The sequence below is a fragment of the Tenebrionibacter intestinalis genome (assembly GCF_016632365.1).
Lineage (GTDB): Bacteria > Pseudomonadota > Gammaproteobacteria > Enterobacterales > Enterobacteriaceae > Tenebrionibacter > Tenebrionibacter intestinalis.
Map to the genome: position 1 here is coordinate 1 of NZ_JAEPBH010000030.1, position 13,700 is coordinate 13,700.

A 13,700-nucleotide genomic window follows, 5' to 3' on the forward strand; every position below is an offset into this window, starting at 1 on the left:
CTTTTTTACCCGCCCATTACTGGGGATTCCTCAGCGCATGGGCTGGGCGCTGAAGTTATTGAGCGCAGCGGTCTAAAAGTACACCCGCTCCCCAATATCGAAGCTGCGCATACGCGCATCATCTCACCCCGGCAAAAGCCTGAACCAGCAAGCTTCAGCGCGCTGGATTTCACCTGGCCGCGCCGGCTTAAACGCGCGGGCAAGCAGTATGACGATAGCGGGTTTCAGCACGTTTTCCCGGGCTTTGCCCGGGATACCGACTGGCGACTTTTCAATGCCGCCTCCCCGGTCCAGTGGTGAAACGATCGCAACGCGCTACCCCCGCAGGCGGCCTGGCGCATCTGGAATATGCATCCGAAAAAACCGGTGTAGCAGGGTGCGTTGCCGCCGTGGCAGGCGCACTCGTGCATCATACGACGCTGCACGAGTGCGATTTTACTGGTGCCAGCCTGTCGTTGGCTCAGCGTTGCTACAGCGACTTTAGCACCGGCCAGCTTAAGGAAACCCAGTTACAGAAAACGCTGTTTGTTAACGGCGAATTCAACGAAGCAAGCTTTGAAAATTTGTTATTTTACAAAACCTGGATAAGCCGCTGCCGCTTTCACCGCGCCCGGCTGGACAGCGGATTTTTTATGGAACGAACGCTCCCGGAGCTGTATTTCTCACAGGCGACGCTACATAAAATCACCTTCCTGAAGTCAACCCTTAAAAACGCTGTTTTTACCCACCCCTCGCGGGTAAGCAGCTTCTGGGTAGAAACCCAGGCCGAACAGGCGCGCTTTGCGAACGCTACGCTAATGTTCTGCTCTGGCGCGCCCTTAATGAACATTAATTTTATATATTCCAGACACCGTCCACAGACACCCTCTACTGACGTAGCACGACCATTAAAAAGCCCAAAATCGGTTAATTCTCCTGCTCGCGACTTATTGCCGTTAATCATCGTGCGTTAGCGCGCATATTTTATTAAGAAAAAAGTTATGCGTCAGAAGGATATTTAGCGCAAATAAATACCAGGAAAATCCGCATGATTAATAATAGTTTTTAGTACTTCATTAATACACCGCATTGTTTTAAGTTGCCCTTATACGGAGTGAAACATATTTCTATAATGACGGCGATATTCCCTGGCCGGTATATCAATTTAGCAATAAAAATTGATTAATATTCTTTCCACAGGCAAATAACACACGGAGAAAGTTACGCAGCGCCCACTACACAGGCGTAAACTCCACGCGCTTTTTCGAGATAAGCCCGTGCCCGTTGCGACAAAAATAATCCACCGCGCCACAGGCCTTCAGCACTTCCAGCGGTTGTTGGCAGACCGGGCAACGTGCTTCAAGCCGGTAGACTTTATGGCAGGCCGCGCAGCGCCCACTTCCGGTGCACAATTCCAGCGCCGCGTTACAATCCGGGCAGTACACATTTTTCATTCTGTCGCCTTATGTCAGTGCGTTTTCTGTAAACGTTGTATGCCACTCAGCGCTAACGTTATAGCGTAAACGATAGCATCCAGGCAAACTCACCAGCCATTTTCGGGCTTGTTACCTTTTCAGTCAATATTCTATGAGTGAGACTGTCTCTGAAACGAAGTCTGTAAGGAAAAATGTAATGAACTGGATTGATAGTGATAAAGTCAGGAATAGCAGGAGCCGCCGTTCGGTAAATAAGCTATTTTTACTTTTCAGCAAGCGAAGGTGATTAAGACATGAAAAAAGCGCAAACTGCGGGTTTCTTTCTGAAAGCAAAGTGAACAAAACGTGTATTTTTTATTTTACCACTAACCTTCGAAACTCAATGCGTTGATTTGCCTTATTTAACTTTCTGGCATAGCGGGTAAAAATTGCTCAGACTGGCGTTTGTTAACATTCTCAAACCCGCAAACTGCGGGTTTGATTTCAATTAAACAGAGAACGGAAGAGAATACTAATTCAGGGGACTTACTGAAGCGCTTTTACAATAGACTGCTGTTCTTCAATTTCAGCTTTAATTTCAGCCAGTTCAGCCTGTTTTTCTTTAATCTTGCGCTGATATTTATTCACCTTCAGCGTTTTGCCTTCAGCCTGTGCTTCAGCAAGATCGTTGGTTGCTTCAGTAATATCATCCTGTTTTTCACGAACTTTACGTTCCAGCTTGGTCAGCTTCTTCTTCGCTTTTTCCAGCAACCCGCTGTCAGTGCAATGGGTGGTTAATTCTTTCAGCGCCGTTTGCAAACCAACATCTATCGTATCGCCGGCTTGCTCAATGCGCTTTTCCACTTCCAGGCGCTTGGACTGGCAATCGTAGCCCGTAGGTTCGCCAGCAAAACCAGTGGTGCTAACACCCCAGAGTAACAGAGGGAGTACAAATAATGTTTTTCTGCTCATAAATTAATATCCTTATGACGTATTGTTTTCAGTAACCAATATTACAAACCGTAAATAACATTTACCACGTACCACCATCCTATTTTTTATGTAGGCCAGGGCTATCTGTTATGTAGTCCATGAAAAAAGCGGCTATTTTCCACATGATACGTTTGCCTGAATCAACAGAGTTTATTAACAGGCATTTTTCCTGTAGCCCTCGCAACCAACGTCACAATAGTGCGCTGAATGTGTTTTACGATAAGTAAACCCGGTGGATGGACAATGGCGCCGGCCCGGAAACTTTCACAAATGGCGCGGGGCCGCGTTGACGGAAATGCCAGGCATCATCGCCGCAGGGCGCGTTTTACCTACATGTGACATTGCTGCCGCAGCTGAGGCCTGCCTGACGAAAATTTATTTTTTAAACAACGCGTTAATGGAATGGATATAAAAACGGCTCCTGTACGTTCAGGAGACAGTAACAAAGCAGCTATATTTTACAGGTGGGTAGCATGCCATCTCAGTTACCCGTGGTTCTACGCTTTGTTCACCGTGGAGAAATATGATGAGTAAACCTTATATTCGCCTTGATAAAGATAATGCGGCAGTGCTATTCATAGACCATCAGTCAGGCTTGATTAATATCACCCGCGATTATAATCCTGACCAGTTTAAAAATCGCGTAACTGGCTTAGCGGACCTTGCAAAATTTTTCAAACTACCGGTTATATTAACCAGCAGCTTTGAAAACGGCCCTAATGGCCCGATGGTACCGGAATTACTGGAACGCTTTCCTGATGCGCCTTATATTGCACGCCCCGGGCAAATTAACGCATGGGATAATGAAGATTTTGTTAACGCTGTCAAAGCCACGGGTAAAAAACAGTTACTTATTGCCGGTGTGGTAACAGAAGTATGCGTTGCCTTCCCTACGCTATCAGCGCTGGCTGAAGGGTATGACGTATTCGTTATCGCAGATGCTTCAGCCACTTTTGATGAAATATCGCGCGAAACAGCGCTGGACAGAATGCGGGTTGCCGGGGCGCAGGTGCTTACCTGGTTTGCCGCTGCCGGAGAGCTTCAGCGTGACTGGCGTAACGATATGGAAGGCTTTGCCGGCATTCTGGGGCCGCATATTGCCCCTTACGCTAATCTTATCCAGAGCTTTACCCGAGCGCAAAAAGAGGCGAAATCATAATAAAGACTTTTCCAGGCCACCAGAAAAATGGTGGCTTATTGCCTCATCCGTTCGGCCTGTAATCCCCCTCCCAGTCATGGCAACGGTTTCGCGCATGAATGCCCGTGCGTTCTGAGGTGAGCAGATCACCGCTGTTCAGGCGGCTAAATACAGTGTGCCACTACAAACGGCGCGCCGCTGTGATTCAGGCGTTTTATAAAAGAATCTCCTGATCAGGGGCAATGTAGTCACGCTCACCAGGCGAGCTACCGAAACGAAACGCCGCGCGTTGTTGATGACTTTGCGTTAGCAGCAACAAATACTCGGGTGACTGCCAGCGTGGATCGCTGTACGCCGCCCGGAATGCTGCGATTGCAATGTCAGGGGAATACGTGCTGGTTTGACTGCCTGCGACACGCTCGCTACCACCGCGCCGCTGTTTTATCACATAAATTTTATACATAGCAACCTGCAACCATCATGAATTTTGTCAGCTTACCGTATTAGCCGCCTGGACTCATGCCCCTGGTCGTCCAGGATTTGTCAAAATCAGCGATATATCACAGGTTAAGGCGGCGGTTGCATCAAAAAGTACATTTTGTCGGTATCTGTGCAATGGCGATAAAACGCCATGAAAGTCTTTTCGGCATAATTGACGAGCAGGCATAGAGGCGATCGACTGGGATGTGTTAGCGCATCGGTAGATCACAAATCGCTATGCCTGTCTTTTTTCACCCGCACGTTACCGGAAATTTCTCAGAACATAATGCGGGCTTAAGAGTGATTGAAGATTTAATAAATCTTCGCGTTGCTTTATTTATTCTTCTTGATGTGCTTTATCAGGCGTTTGCGTTTGCGCATTTGCGTTGGCGTAAGTGTATTGCGCTTATTTGCGTAGGGATTTTCACCTTCTTTAAACTGAATACGAATAGGCGTCCCCATCACATTAAGCGATTTACGGAAGTAGTTCATCAGATAGCGCTTATAGGAGTCCGGCAGGTCCTTAACCTGGTTACCGTGTATGACTACGATAGGCGGGTTATATCCGCCGGCATGGGCATACTTCAGCTTCACGCGGCGACCACGCACCAGCGGCGGCTGATGATCGTCAACGGCCATCGTCATAATGCGCGTTAGCATAGATGTTCCCACGCGGCGCGTAGAGCTGTCATAGGCTTCAAGCACAGATTCAAACAAATTACCTACGCCGCTGCCGTGCAGCGCGGAGATAAAATGCACGCGGGCAAAGTCGATAAAGCCCAGGCGGAAATCAAGCGTCTCTTTTACCTGCTCCTTGACTTCCTGGCTCAGCCCGTCCCATTTATTTACCACAATGACCAGTGAACGACCGCTGTTGAGGATAAAGCCCAGCAGCGATAAATCCTGATCGGATATGCCTTCACGGGCATCAATAACCAACAGAACGACGTTGGCGTCTTCAATGGCCTGTAGCGTTTTGATAACGGAGAACTTTTCAACCACCTCGGTCACTTTACCGCGCTTGCGCACCCCGGCGGTGTCGATAAGTACGTACTCACGCTCATCGCGCTCCATTGGAATATAAATGCTGTCTCTGGTCGTCCCCGGCATGTCAAAGACCACCACGCGATCCTCGCCAAGAATACGGTTAGTGAGCGTAGATTTTCCGACGTTAGGACGCCCCACGATAGCAATTTTAATCGGCAGATCCTGCGGGTTAAACGCCTCTTCCTCTTCTACCTCTTCCACTTCGCCGCGATCGATAGCGTACTGTTTCCAGTAGGCCTCATCTTCATCAATTTCTTCTGGCGGCGACGTTTCATCCATCCACGGTAACAACACCTGCTCCAGCAGGCTTGTTACGCCACGACCATGAGAAGCGGCGATAGCATGTATCTCCCCCATGCCAAGCTGCCAGAAATCGGCAATAGCCTGGTCGGCATCAAGTCCATCGGTTTTATTAGCCACCAGGAAAGTTGGCTTTTCACGTGAACGCAGGTGTCTGGCAATGGCTTCGTCGGCAGGCATCAGGCCCGCGCGGGCATCCACCATGAATAACACGACATCAGCCTCTTCAATCGCCAGCAGCGATTGTTCAGCCATGCGGGTCTCCACTCCCTCTTCCGTGCCATCGATACCGCCAGTATCAATACAGATAAATTCCCGGCCTTCCACCTCCGCCCGACCGTACTTACGATCGCGGGTCAGCCCCGGAAAATCCGCCACCAGCGCATCACGGGTACGGGTTAGGCGGTTAAATAGCGTCGATTTACCGACGTTAGGGCGCCCGACCAGCGCGACGACAGGTACCATTGTTTAAAGCCTCATCACTAAAAAGAATATCAGACAGCGCACAATAGCGCCGTTTCAGGAAACAACAAACGGCCCCTGAGATAACAGGGACCGTTTCAGGGCGATGCTCAACGCACGTTAGCGGCTGAGCGAGTAGAGCGTACCGTCTTTTGCCTGTATCAACAGCTTATCATTAGCCGGAACCGGCTCAGTCTGAAAACCGGAGCTATCCAGCTTCTGTTGCGCCACGAACGAACCGTTAGTGGTATCCAGCCAGTGCACATATCCTTCGCTGTCGCCCACAATAAGGTAGCCGTTAAACAGCGCAGGCCTGGTCAGATTACGATGCAAAAGACCATTCTGCGACCATAGCGTCACGCCGCCTTCGGTGCCAAGCGCAAGCACGCGGTCGGACTGATCCACCAGATACATACGGTCGCCATCAATAATGAAGCCGTTAACCGAACCCAGCTCGCGTTTCCACATGATCTGGCCAGTACGCAGGTCCAGTGCAACCATATCGCCATTATAAGCAATCGCGTAGACGACGCCGTTCTGGACAACCGGGGAGGCGTCAACATCGCTCAGGCGATCGATTTCAGTCGCCCCGGTAGTACGTGCGATTCGCTGTTGCCAAATCAACTGCCCCTGGTCCATCATTACAGCGCTTACGCGTCCGTTATCACCGCCGATAATCGCAGCGCCAAACGCAGTAGCCGGTGATGACTCCCCACGCAGCGACAGCGCGGATACATCCAGATTAACCGTCCACTTTACGCTGCCGTCGCTTTCAGAAAGCGCCTGGAGCATACCGTTGCTGGTGTGGATCAACACCAACCCATCGCTAATGACCGGGCTGGCGAGCACTTCACCGGCAACGCGTACCTGCCAGGCAAGCGTACCATCGGCGGTATTCAGAGCATAAACCTGCGCTTTTTCACTGCCAATATAGAGATGGCTTGCGGAAACCGCGACGCCGCCAGACAGCAGCGCGGAACGGTTTCGGGAGAAAAAGCCCGTTTTTTCAGACAGATCGACTGACCAGATCTCTTTCCCGTTACGCCCGTCCATCGCTTTGACTTTACCAAAGCGATCGGCTGCATAGACCGTTCCTTCCAGCGCTGCCGGGTGCAGGTTTGAATAAAAATCACCAATGCCGTCCCCAACAGAGGTTTTCCATGCCGTCTGCGGGGTGAACTGGTTGTTCACCTGCGGCAGCGGCGCCATCTGCACCACATCTTCTTCACTGTTGAACAGTGAGCAACCGCTGAGCAGCGTCAGAGAAAGCAGCCCTGGCATAAATAGGTTACGCAATTGCATCGGGTCCCTCTTAGCTGGATAAATTATTTATTTTCATCTGCATCATTTCACGCAGCGCCGCAGAGGCATCGCTTGCAACCCCCTGGCTCCACGCATCGCGCGCGCCTTTACGGTCGCCCTTACTCAGCAGAGCTTCACCACGCACATCAGCGACAATAGCTTTCCAGCCTTCGCCTTTCACCGTATCCAGCGTCTTTAGCGCCTCATCGGCCTGTTTTTGTTGGATCTGAATGCGCGACAGACGCAGGCTCATCACGGCCTGCAAATTTGCATCACGCGTGTTTTTCAGCCCCAGTTGCAGTTGTGCCGCCGCTTTCGCCAACGCGTTTTTATCGGCATACTGCTGCGCCAGCTTAAGCGCCGCCAGCGCGCCATAAACGTTCTGCGTGTCGGCGGCAAACTTTTCAGCCTCGGCCAGGGCCGCAGGCTTATCACCGCTCAAATCGAACATCGCTTTCTGGTATGCCTGAGACGTTAACATGGCGGAATCCGCCTTATGGTTAGTCCAGTAACGCCATCCCAGTAAAGCGCCAATGCCAATCACAACGCCAACCAGAAGCGCTTTGCCGTTTTCAGCAAAAAAACGTTTTACCGCTTCTGTCTGGTCACTTTCGTTCTCGTAAATTTCCATGCAGTCTTACTCCTTAACGCTCAGTCTGCCGGTTCTCAACCCAGCAATGCCTGCAGATGAGTTGCCACATCACTCTGGAGCACGGTTACCTGCTCTCCGGTACGCAAATCCTTTACCACCACTTTGTCGCCAGCGACCTCATCTTCGCCCAGCACAAGCGCCAGTTGAGCGCCCCACTTATCCGCGCGCGCAAATTGCTTCTTAAAATTGCCGCCGCCGAAGTTTGTCATCAGTTTACAGCCCGGCAACGCATCGCGCACTTGCTCTGCAAGGCGCATCGCCGCCGCCTGAGCGCCAACGCCTGAGGAGATGAGATACATATCGACAACGGAATTTGCTTTAAATTCCGGATTAACTGCCTGAACCAGCAAAACCAGTCTTTCCAGGCCCATTGCAAAACCCACGCCTGGCGTTGCGCGCCCGCCAATTTGCTCCACCAGCCCATCGTAGCGCCCGCCTGCGCAAACCGTGCCCTGGGCGCCCAGGCTATCCGTTACCCATTCAAAGACGGTACGATTATAGTAGTCGAGGCCGCGCACAAGGCGCTGGTTGACGGTATAAGCAATACCGGCCGCGTCAAGATATGCGCACAGGCCCGCAAAATGCTCGCGGGAGGCGTCGTCAAGATAATCGCCCAGTTGCGGGGCATTGTTGAGCAACCGCTGTACATCGGGGTTTTTTGAATCCAGCACGCGCAGAGGATTGGTGTACATACGGCGCTTGCTGTCGTCATCAAGCTGCTCTTTGAACTGTTCGAGGTACGCCACCAGCGCGTCACGGTAGGTTGCGCGCGCTTCGGTTGAGCCGATGGAGTTCAGCTCCAGGCGTACGTGTCTGTCAATACCCAGCGCGCGCCACCAGCGTGCCGTCAACATAATTAGTTCGGCATCGATATCCGGCCCGGCGAGGCCAAAAACCTCGGCGCCGATCTGGTGAAACTGGCGATAGCGCCCTTTCTGAGGACGCTCGTGGCGGAACATCGGCCCGATATACCACAGACGCTGTTCCTGATTGTACAGCAGACCATGTTCGATGCCCGCGCGCGCGCAGCTCGCGGTCGCTTCAGGGCGCAGCGTCAGGCTATCGCCATTGCGGTCCTCGAAGGTATACATCTCTTTTTCCACCACGTCGGTCACTTCGCCGATGGCGCGCTTGAATAACGGGGTCTGCTCTACAACCGGAGTACGGATTTCGCTATAGCCGTAGCTGCCAAGCACCTGTTTAAGGACGCCTTCGATACGCTGCCAGAGCGCAGTATCTGCCGGCAGGTAATCGTTCATGCCGCGAATGGCTTGAATGTTCTTTGCCACGTCTTGTTCTCTGTTATCTCATACAAAAAATGAACCCGTAATGAGCACGCTCCGGCTTGCAGAACGTCTCGCGGGTTCAATCATACACGTGAAGCGCGCCGCTTCACAATTTGCTTTATTTTTCCAACTGATGAACATTGATGCGCTTTTGTTCATCCAGCATGGATGCTTTAGCGCGAATCTTTGCCTCAAGCTGCGCGATCATATCTTCGTTATCGAGACGATCTCTGCGCACGCCTTCTTCATAGAAACCGCTTTTACGGTTACCGCCGGTAACGCCAAGTGTGGAAACCAGCGCTTCGCCAGGGCCATTGACCACACAACCGATAATTGAAACATCCATCGGCGTCGTAATATCTTCCAGCCTCTGCTCCAGCGCATTAACGGTACCGATAACGTCAAACTCCTGCCGTGAACACGTCGGGCAGGCAATAAAGTTGATACCGCGCGCACGAATGCGCAACGATTTCAGAATATCAAACCCTACTTTAATTTCTTCTACCGGATCGGCCGCCAGAGAGACGCGCAGCGTATCGCCAATCCCTTCAGACAACAGCAGGCCCAGACCAATGGCAGACTTTACCGCCCCGCTGCGCGCGCCGCCGGCTTCGGTGATCCCAAGATGCAGCGGCTGATCGATGGCCTTCGCCAGCAGGCGATAGGCCTCAACGGCGAGAAAAACGTCTGAGGCCTTAACGCTCACCTTAAACTGCGTGAAGTTCAACCGATCCAGATGCTCCACGTGGCGCATCGCAGATTCCAGCAGCGCCTGCGGCGTTGGCTCACCGTATTTTTCCTGAATATCTTTTTCAAGCGATCCGGCGTTAACGCCGATGCGGATAGGAATATTTTTATCACGCGCGCAGTCAACCACCTGGCGGATGCGCTCTTCGTTACCAATATTGCCAGGGTTAATACGCAGGCAATCCACGCCGTATTCCGCCACCCTGAGCGCAATGCGGTAGTCGAAATGAATATCCGCCACCAGCGGCACATTTACCTGCTGTTTAATAAGCTTAAACGCCTCGGCGGCATCCATCGTTGGAACAGAAACGCGCACAATATCGGCACCCGCGCGTTCCAGCGCTTTAATCTGGCCAACCGTGGCCTCCACGTCGGTCGTGCGCGTGTTGGTCATAGACTGTACGGCAATGGGCGCGCCATCGCCGATGGGAACATTGCCAACATAGATACGGGTCGATTTTCTACGTTGAATGGGTGGCTCGTGATTCATGCTACTTCTCTATGATTACCGCTTATGCTGCGCATTATTCTGCGGCCAGCGTAATGCGGGCAACCTGGCTTGTTCTGATAAAACGACTGAGATCGACAGGTTTGCCCTGGAACTGAATCTGAACGGCGGCCGGCGCGCCAATCTTCAGGCGATACGGCGCCTGGCCTGTCAGATTCAGGGCTCCCCCTTTACGCTGCATTCCGCTAAACAGCTTCTTGCCGGTGGCATCGGTCACTTCCAGCCAGCAGTCGGCATTAAAATCCATTACAATCGCGTCGGCATCCGCCTGCGTCGCCGCTACCGCCTGGTCTGTCGGCAGCGATCCGCTCGCAGCGGCGCCATTTGCCATCGCGCTTGCGTCAACGTTAGCCTGGCCTGGCGAAGCCACCGTAGGTTGCGGCTGCGTATCGGTCGGCATCGGCGTTGTAGCGCCGCCGGAATCAACCGGACCATTATTTTGCGCCGTTACTTGCGGCGCATCCGGCTGAGGAGCGGCTGGCTGCGCCGTGGATGGCGTGGCGAGGCCAGAGGCGGATTCTTGCGTATCCAGCGCTACAGGCTGCGATGCGCTATTAACGGCCGCGTTCTCGTCAGCGGCATCGGCCATAGAGTTTATCTCGTCCTGCTGCGCCTTATGGTTTTGCCACCACCAGGCGCCGGTCAGCCCAACAACGACAAACAATACAAGCCAGGTAAAGCTCATAAGCCAACCGTCGCGTTTTTTGCGACGTTTGCCCAATGCGAAACCCTGCACGGCCTGCACCTTTGACGATTTCAGCGGCATTTGCTTCTCCATTATGGGAAGCAGCTCTTCTTCAGGAATATGCACAAGGCGGGCATACGAGCGGATATAACCGCGCAGGAAAGTAGAAGCCAGATCGGAAGGCGTTTTGTCCTCTTCTATCTCGCGCACGGTAGAAACCTTAAGGCATAGTCTCTCCGCCACCATCTGTTGGCTCAGCCCAAGCTGCTCGCGGGCGCTACGTAAACGGTCACCCGTACTTAATGCTGCATTTTGTTCGTGATTGGCTTCAGTATTCATTCGCTACAACTGCTGGAACTGTTTCAATGAAATAAACAGACGCTGACCTGTTTAAGCGCACTCCGCGCTATGTCCGCGCCGCGAAAAAAACTTTGCATGAAGCTCATTTGCTCCATCCGAACGCCCACTACGTACCTGAAAAACAAACTTCGGCCAGATTCCTTAACCATAGACAGAATTTCATCTGCTGTCTGATTTATCTGAACAAAAAGCTACAGGAATACGTAACTAAACTGTTGTTGTACCGCTACATACTGCCCTAAAGCACCAGGAAACGCACCGTAATTGTGCCATTTGCCGCAATATTGCGAAGCAAGACAGCGCTGGCGCGAAAGCCATGATGCTTTTTTGTGCCGGGCGTCGAACGTAATAACGCCCAACAGATTTAACAATCTGACTTTCAGACTGCTTTTACGGCAATTGGTTCACCCTGCGCGCGTTTACGTATTGTGCGCCGGGTGCGATCGATAACCTCGCCCGCCAGTTGTCCGCAGGCGGCGTCGATATCATCGCCGCGCGTTTTACGCACAATCGTCGTAAATCCATATTCCATCAGCACCTTCGAAAAGCGATCGATGCGGCTGTTCGAGCTGCGGCCATAGGGCGCGCCAGGGAACGGGTTCCAGGGAATGAGGTTAATTTTGCACGGCGTATCTTTCAGGCACGCGGCAAGCTGATGCGCATGCTCCGTACCATCGTTGATATGATCGAGCATGACGTACTCAACGGTCACACGCCCCTGGTTGGCGTTGGATTTCTCCAGATAACGGCGCACCGAGGCAAGGAATGTTTCAATATTATATTTCTTGTTAATCGGCATGATTGCGTCACGGATTTCATCGGTCGGCGCATGCAGCGAAATTGCCAGCGCCACGTCAATCATGTCGCCAAGCTTATCCAGCGCAGGGACAACGCCCGACGTTGAAATGGTCACGCGCCGTTTGGATAAGCCAAATCCGAAATCATCAAGCATGATTTCCATAGCAGGCACAACATTTGTCAGATTGAGCAGCGGCTCACCCATTCCCATCATAACAACGTTGGTAATGGGGCGCTGGCCGGTAATTTTCGCCGCGCCGATGATTTTGGCCGCACGCCATACCTGGCCGATAATTTCCGACACGCGCAGGTTGCGGTTAAAACCCTGCTGCGCCGTGGAACAAAATTTACACTCAAGCGCGCAGCCAACCTGGGATGAAACACATAGCGTGGCGCGATCTTCTTCCGGAATATATACCGTTTCCACCCGCTGGCCGCCGACCAGGATCGCCCATTTAATTGTGCCGTCGCTGGAGCGCTGCTCTTCCACCACTTCCGGCGCACGAATTTCCGCCACCTCTTTCAGGCGGGCGCGCAGAACTTTGTTGATATCGGTCATGTCATCAAAATCATCACAGCAATAGTGATAGATCCATTTCATAACCTGGTCGGCGCGAAAGGGTTTTTCGCCCATATCGCTGAAAAATTTGCGCATATCCTGGCGAGTAAGATCCAACAGATTGACTTTTTCGCTTTTGCTGAAGGCGGTAGACGGCGTAGCGCCGGGTGTGACAATTTGCTCTGACATAATTTTTCCGGCCTCGTTGTTACACGTTATGGCCCCTGGAGGGTTAAAAAATGAAACGCCTCTGGGCATCATCGTCCAGAGGCGCTGCATTGTACAAATTCTGCGGCCCGTATTCCATTCCCGCAAGCGTTACGGATGAAATAAAGTATAGCCGCCGCTGCGTGACGCTTAGCGCGTGCGCGCGCAGACTTCGCCTTCACCAAAGAAGAAGGCGATTTCACGCGCGGCAGAATCAACAGAATCAGAACCGTGAGTACCGTTTTCAGTCAGGCTATCGGCATAGTCGGCGCGTAGCGTACCGGCCAACGCATTTTCCGGGTTAGTCGCACCGAGAATTTCACGATGGCGACGCACGGCGGATTCGCCTTCCAGCACAGAAACCACAATCGGGCCGGATGTCATAAACGCAACCAAGCCATCAAAAAAAGGTTTGCCGTCATGTTCGGCATAAAATCCGCGCGCCTGCTCAACGCTCAGGTGCAGCATTTTCGTTCCCACAATTTTCAGCCCTGCGCACTCAAAACGCGCAAAAATATTACCAATCACGTTTTTCGCCACCGCGTTCGGCTTGATGATGGAAAAAGTACGTTCAATTGCCATAACTCACTTTCCTGTATTGTGTTTGTGGTACCGGTAGTACACCCTGGGGGTAAAAGTGGCAAGGATTATAAAGAGCGCAACTCTCATTGACTATGGCTGAAAGTAACATTTTTTTAAATAAAAACGCATTTCTTCAACATGCCCGGCAATCCGGTTCGCGCCTCGATCCTAACAAATTTTACACATGCTGGCTCGCAACG

At 52.0% G+C, this 13,700-nt stretch carries 14 protein-coding genes; 3 read left to right on the forward strand and 11 right to left on the reverse strand.

The annotated features are described in order from the left end of the window. Both JJB97_RS11980 and JJB97_RS11985 read left to right on the forward strand, forming a co-directional pair. Positions 1 to 300: DUF2169 domain-containing protein (locus JJB97_RS11980; protein WP_238714234.1), on the forward strand; the 300-nt coding region annotated here is incomplete at its 5' end. Beyond that, complete coding sequence (locus JJB97_RS11985; protein ID WP_238714235.1) at positions 297 to 953, forward strand: pentapeptide repeat-containing protein; 657 nt, start codon at positions 297 to 299, stop codon at positions 951 to 953. The genes JJB97_RS11980 and JJB97_RS11985, both read left to right, overlap by 4 nt. Positions 954 to 1,214: 261 nt before the next feature. Here JJB97_RS11985 and JJB97_RS11990 read toward each other — a convergent pair whose 3' ends face one another. Both JJB97_RS11990 and JJB97_RS11995 read right to left on the reverse strand, forming a co-directional pair. After that, positions 1,215 to 1,433: a zinc ribbon domain-containing protein gene (locus JJB97_RS11990; protein WP_238714236.1), complete on the reverse strand. Its 219-nt coding sequence runs from the start codon at positions 1,431 to 1,433 to the stop codon at positions 1,215 to 1,217. A 507-nt stretch (positions 1,434 to 1,940) separates the two neighbouring features. Continuing rightward, the gene (locus JJB97_RS11995; protein WP_238714237.1) at positions 1,941 to 2,366 is read right to left on the reverse strand and encodes a DUF1090 family protein; all 426 of its coding nucleotides are present in this window, start codon (positions 2,364 to 2,366) and stop codon (positions 1,941 to 1,943) included. Between the two features lie 547 nt (positions 2,367 to 2,913). On the opposite strand from JJB97_RS11995, the gene ycaC reads away from it, so the two are divergent. Then, a complete protein-coding gene (gene ycaC / locus JJB97_RS12000) occupies positions 2,914 to 3,546 on the forward strand; it encodes an isochorismate family cysteine hydrolase YcaC (RefSeq protein ID WP_238714286.1) in 633 nt (210 codons plus the stop codon). Between the two features lie 193 nt (positions 3,547 to 3,739). Here ycaC and JJB97_RS12005 read toward each other — a convergent pair whose 3' ends face one another. The 9 genes from JJB97_RS12005 to ndk form a co-directional block, all read right to left on the reverse strand. Next, on the reverse strand, positions 3,740 to 3,988 hold the full coding sequence (locus JJB97_RS12005) for a hypothetical protein (RefSeq protein ID WP_238714238.1): 249 nt from the start codon (positions 3,986 to 3,988) through the stop codon (positions 3,740 to 3,742). A 350-nt stretch (positions 3,989 to 4,338) separates the two neighbouring features. Then, entirely contained in the window at positions 4,339 to 5,817 is a 1,479-nt protein-coding gene (gene der, locus JJB97_RS12010; RefSeq protein WP_238714239.1) for a ribosome biogenesis GTPase Der, read from the reverse strand. A 117-nt stretch (positions 5,818 to 5,934) separates the two neighbouring features. Next, positions 5,935 to 7,116, reverse strand: a complete 1,182-nt coding sequence (gene bamB, locus JJB97_RS12015) for an outer membrane protein assembly factor BamB (protein WP_238714240.1) — start codon at positions 7,114 to 7,116, stop codon at positions 5,935 to 5,937. 10 nt (positions 7,117 to 7,126) lie between these two features. Next, positions 7,127 to 7,747, reverse strand: coding sequence for a YfgM family protein (locus JJB97_RS12020; RefSeq protein ID WP_238714241.1), 621 nt, complete (start codon positions 7,745 to 7,747; stop codon positions 7,127 to 7,129). Between the two features lie 35 nt (positions 7,748 to 7,782). Then, positions 7,783 to 9,057 (reverse strand): histidine--tRNA ligase, encoded by a 1,275-nt coding sequence (gene hisS, locus JJB97_RS12025; RefSeq protein WP_238714242.1) that lies wholly within the window; start codon positions 9,055 to 9,057, stop codon positions 7,783 to 7,785. Positions 9,058 to 9,172: 115 nt separating this feature from the next. Beyond that, positions 9,173 to 10,291 (reverse strand): flavodoxin-dependent (E)-4-hydroxy-3-methylbut-2-enyl-diphosphate synthase, encoded by a 1,119-nt coding sequence (gene ispG, locus JJB97_RS12030; protein ID WP_238714243.1) that lies wholly within the window; start codon positions 10,289 to 10,291, stop codon positions 9,173 to 9,175. Between the two features lie 34 nt (positions 10,292 to 10,325). Further along, positions 10,326 to 11,333, reverse strand: a complete 1,008-nt coding sequence (gene rodZ, locus JJB97_RS12035; RefSeq protein WP_238714245.1) for a cytoskeleton protein RodZ — start codon at positions 11,331 to 11,333, stop codon at positions 10,326 to 10,328. Positions 11,334 to 11,733: 400 nt separating this feature from the next. Beyond that, positions 11,734 to 12,900 (reverse strand): bifunctional tRNA (adenosine(37)-C2)-methyltransferase TrmG/ribosomal RNA large subunit methyltransferase RlmN, encoded by a 1,167-nt coding sequence (locus JJB97_RS12040; RefSeq protein ID WP_238714246.1) that lies wholly within the window; start codon positions 12,898 to 12,900, stop codon positions 11,734 to 11,736. A gap of 168 nt (positions 12,901 to 13,068) precedes the next feature. Then, positions 13,069 to 13,500: a nucleoside-diphosphate kinase gene (gene ndk / locus JJB97_RS12045; RefSeq protein ID WP_238714248.1), complete on the reverse strand. Its 432-nt coding sequence runs from the start codon at positions 13,498 to 13,500 to the stop codon at positions 13,069 to 13,071. Positions 13,501 to 13,700 lie beyond the last annotated feature (200 nt).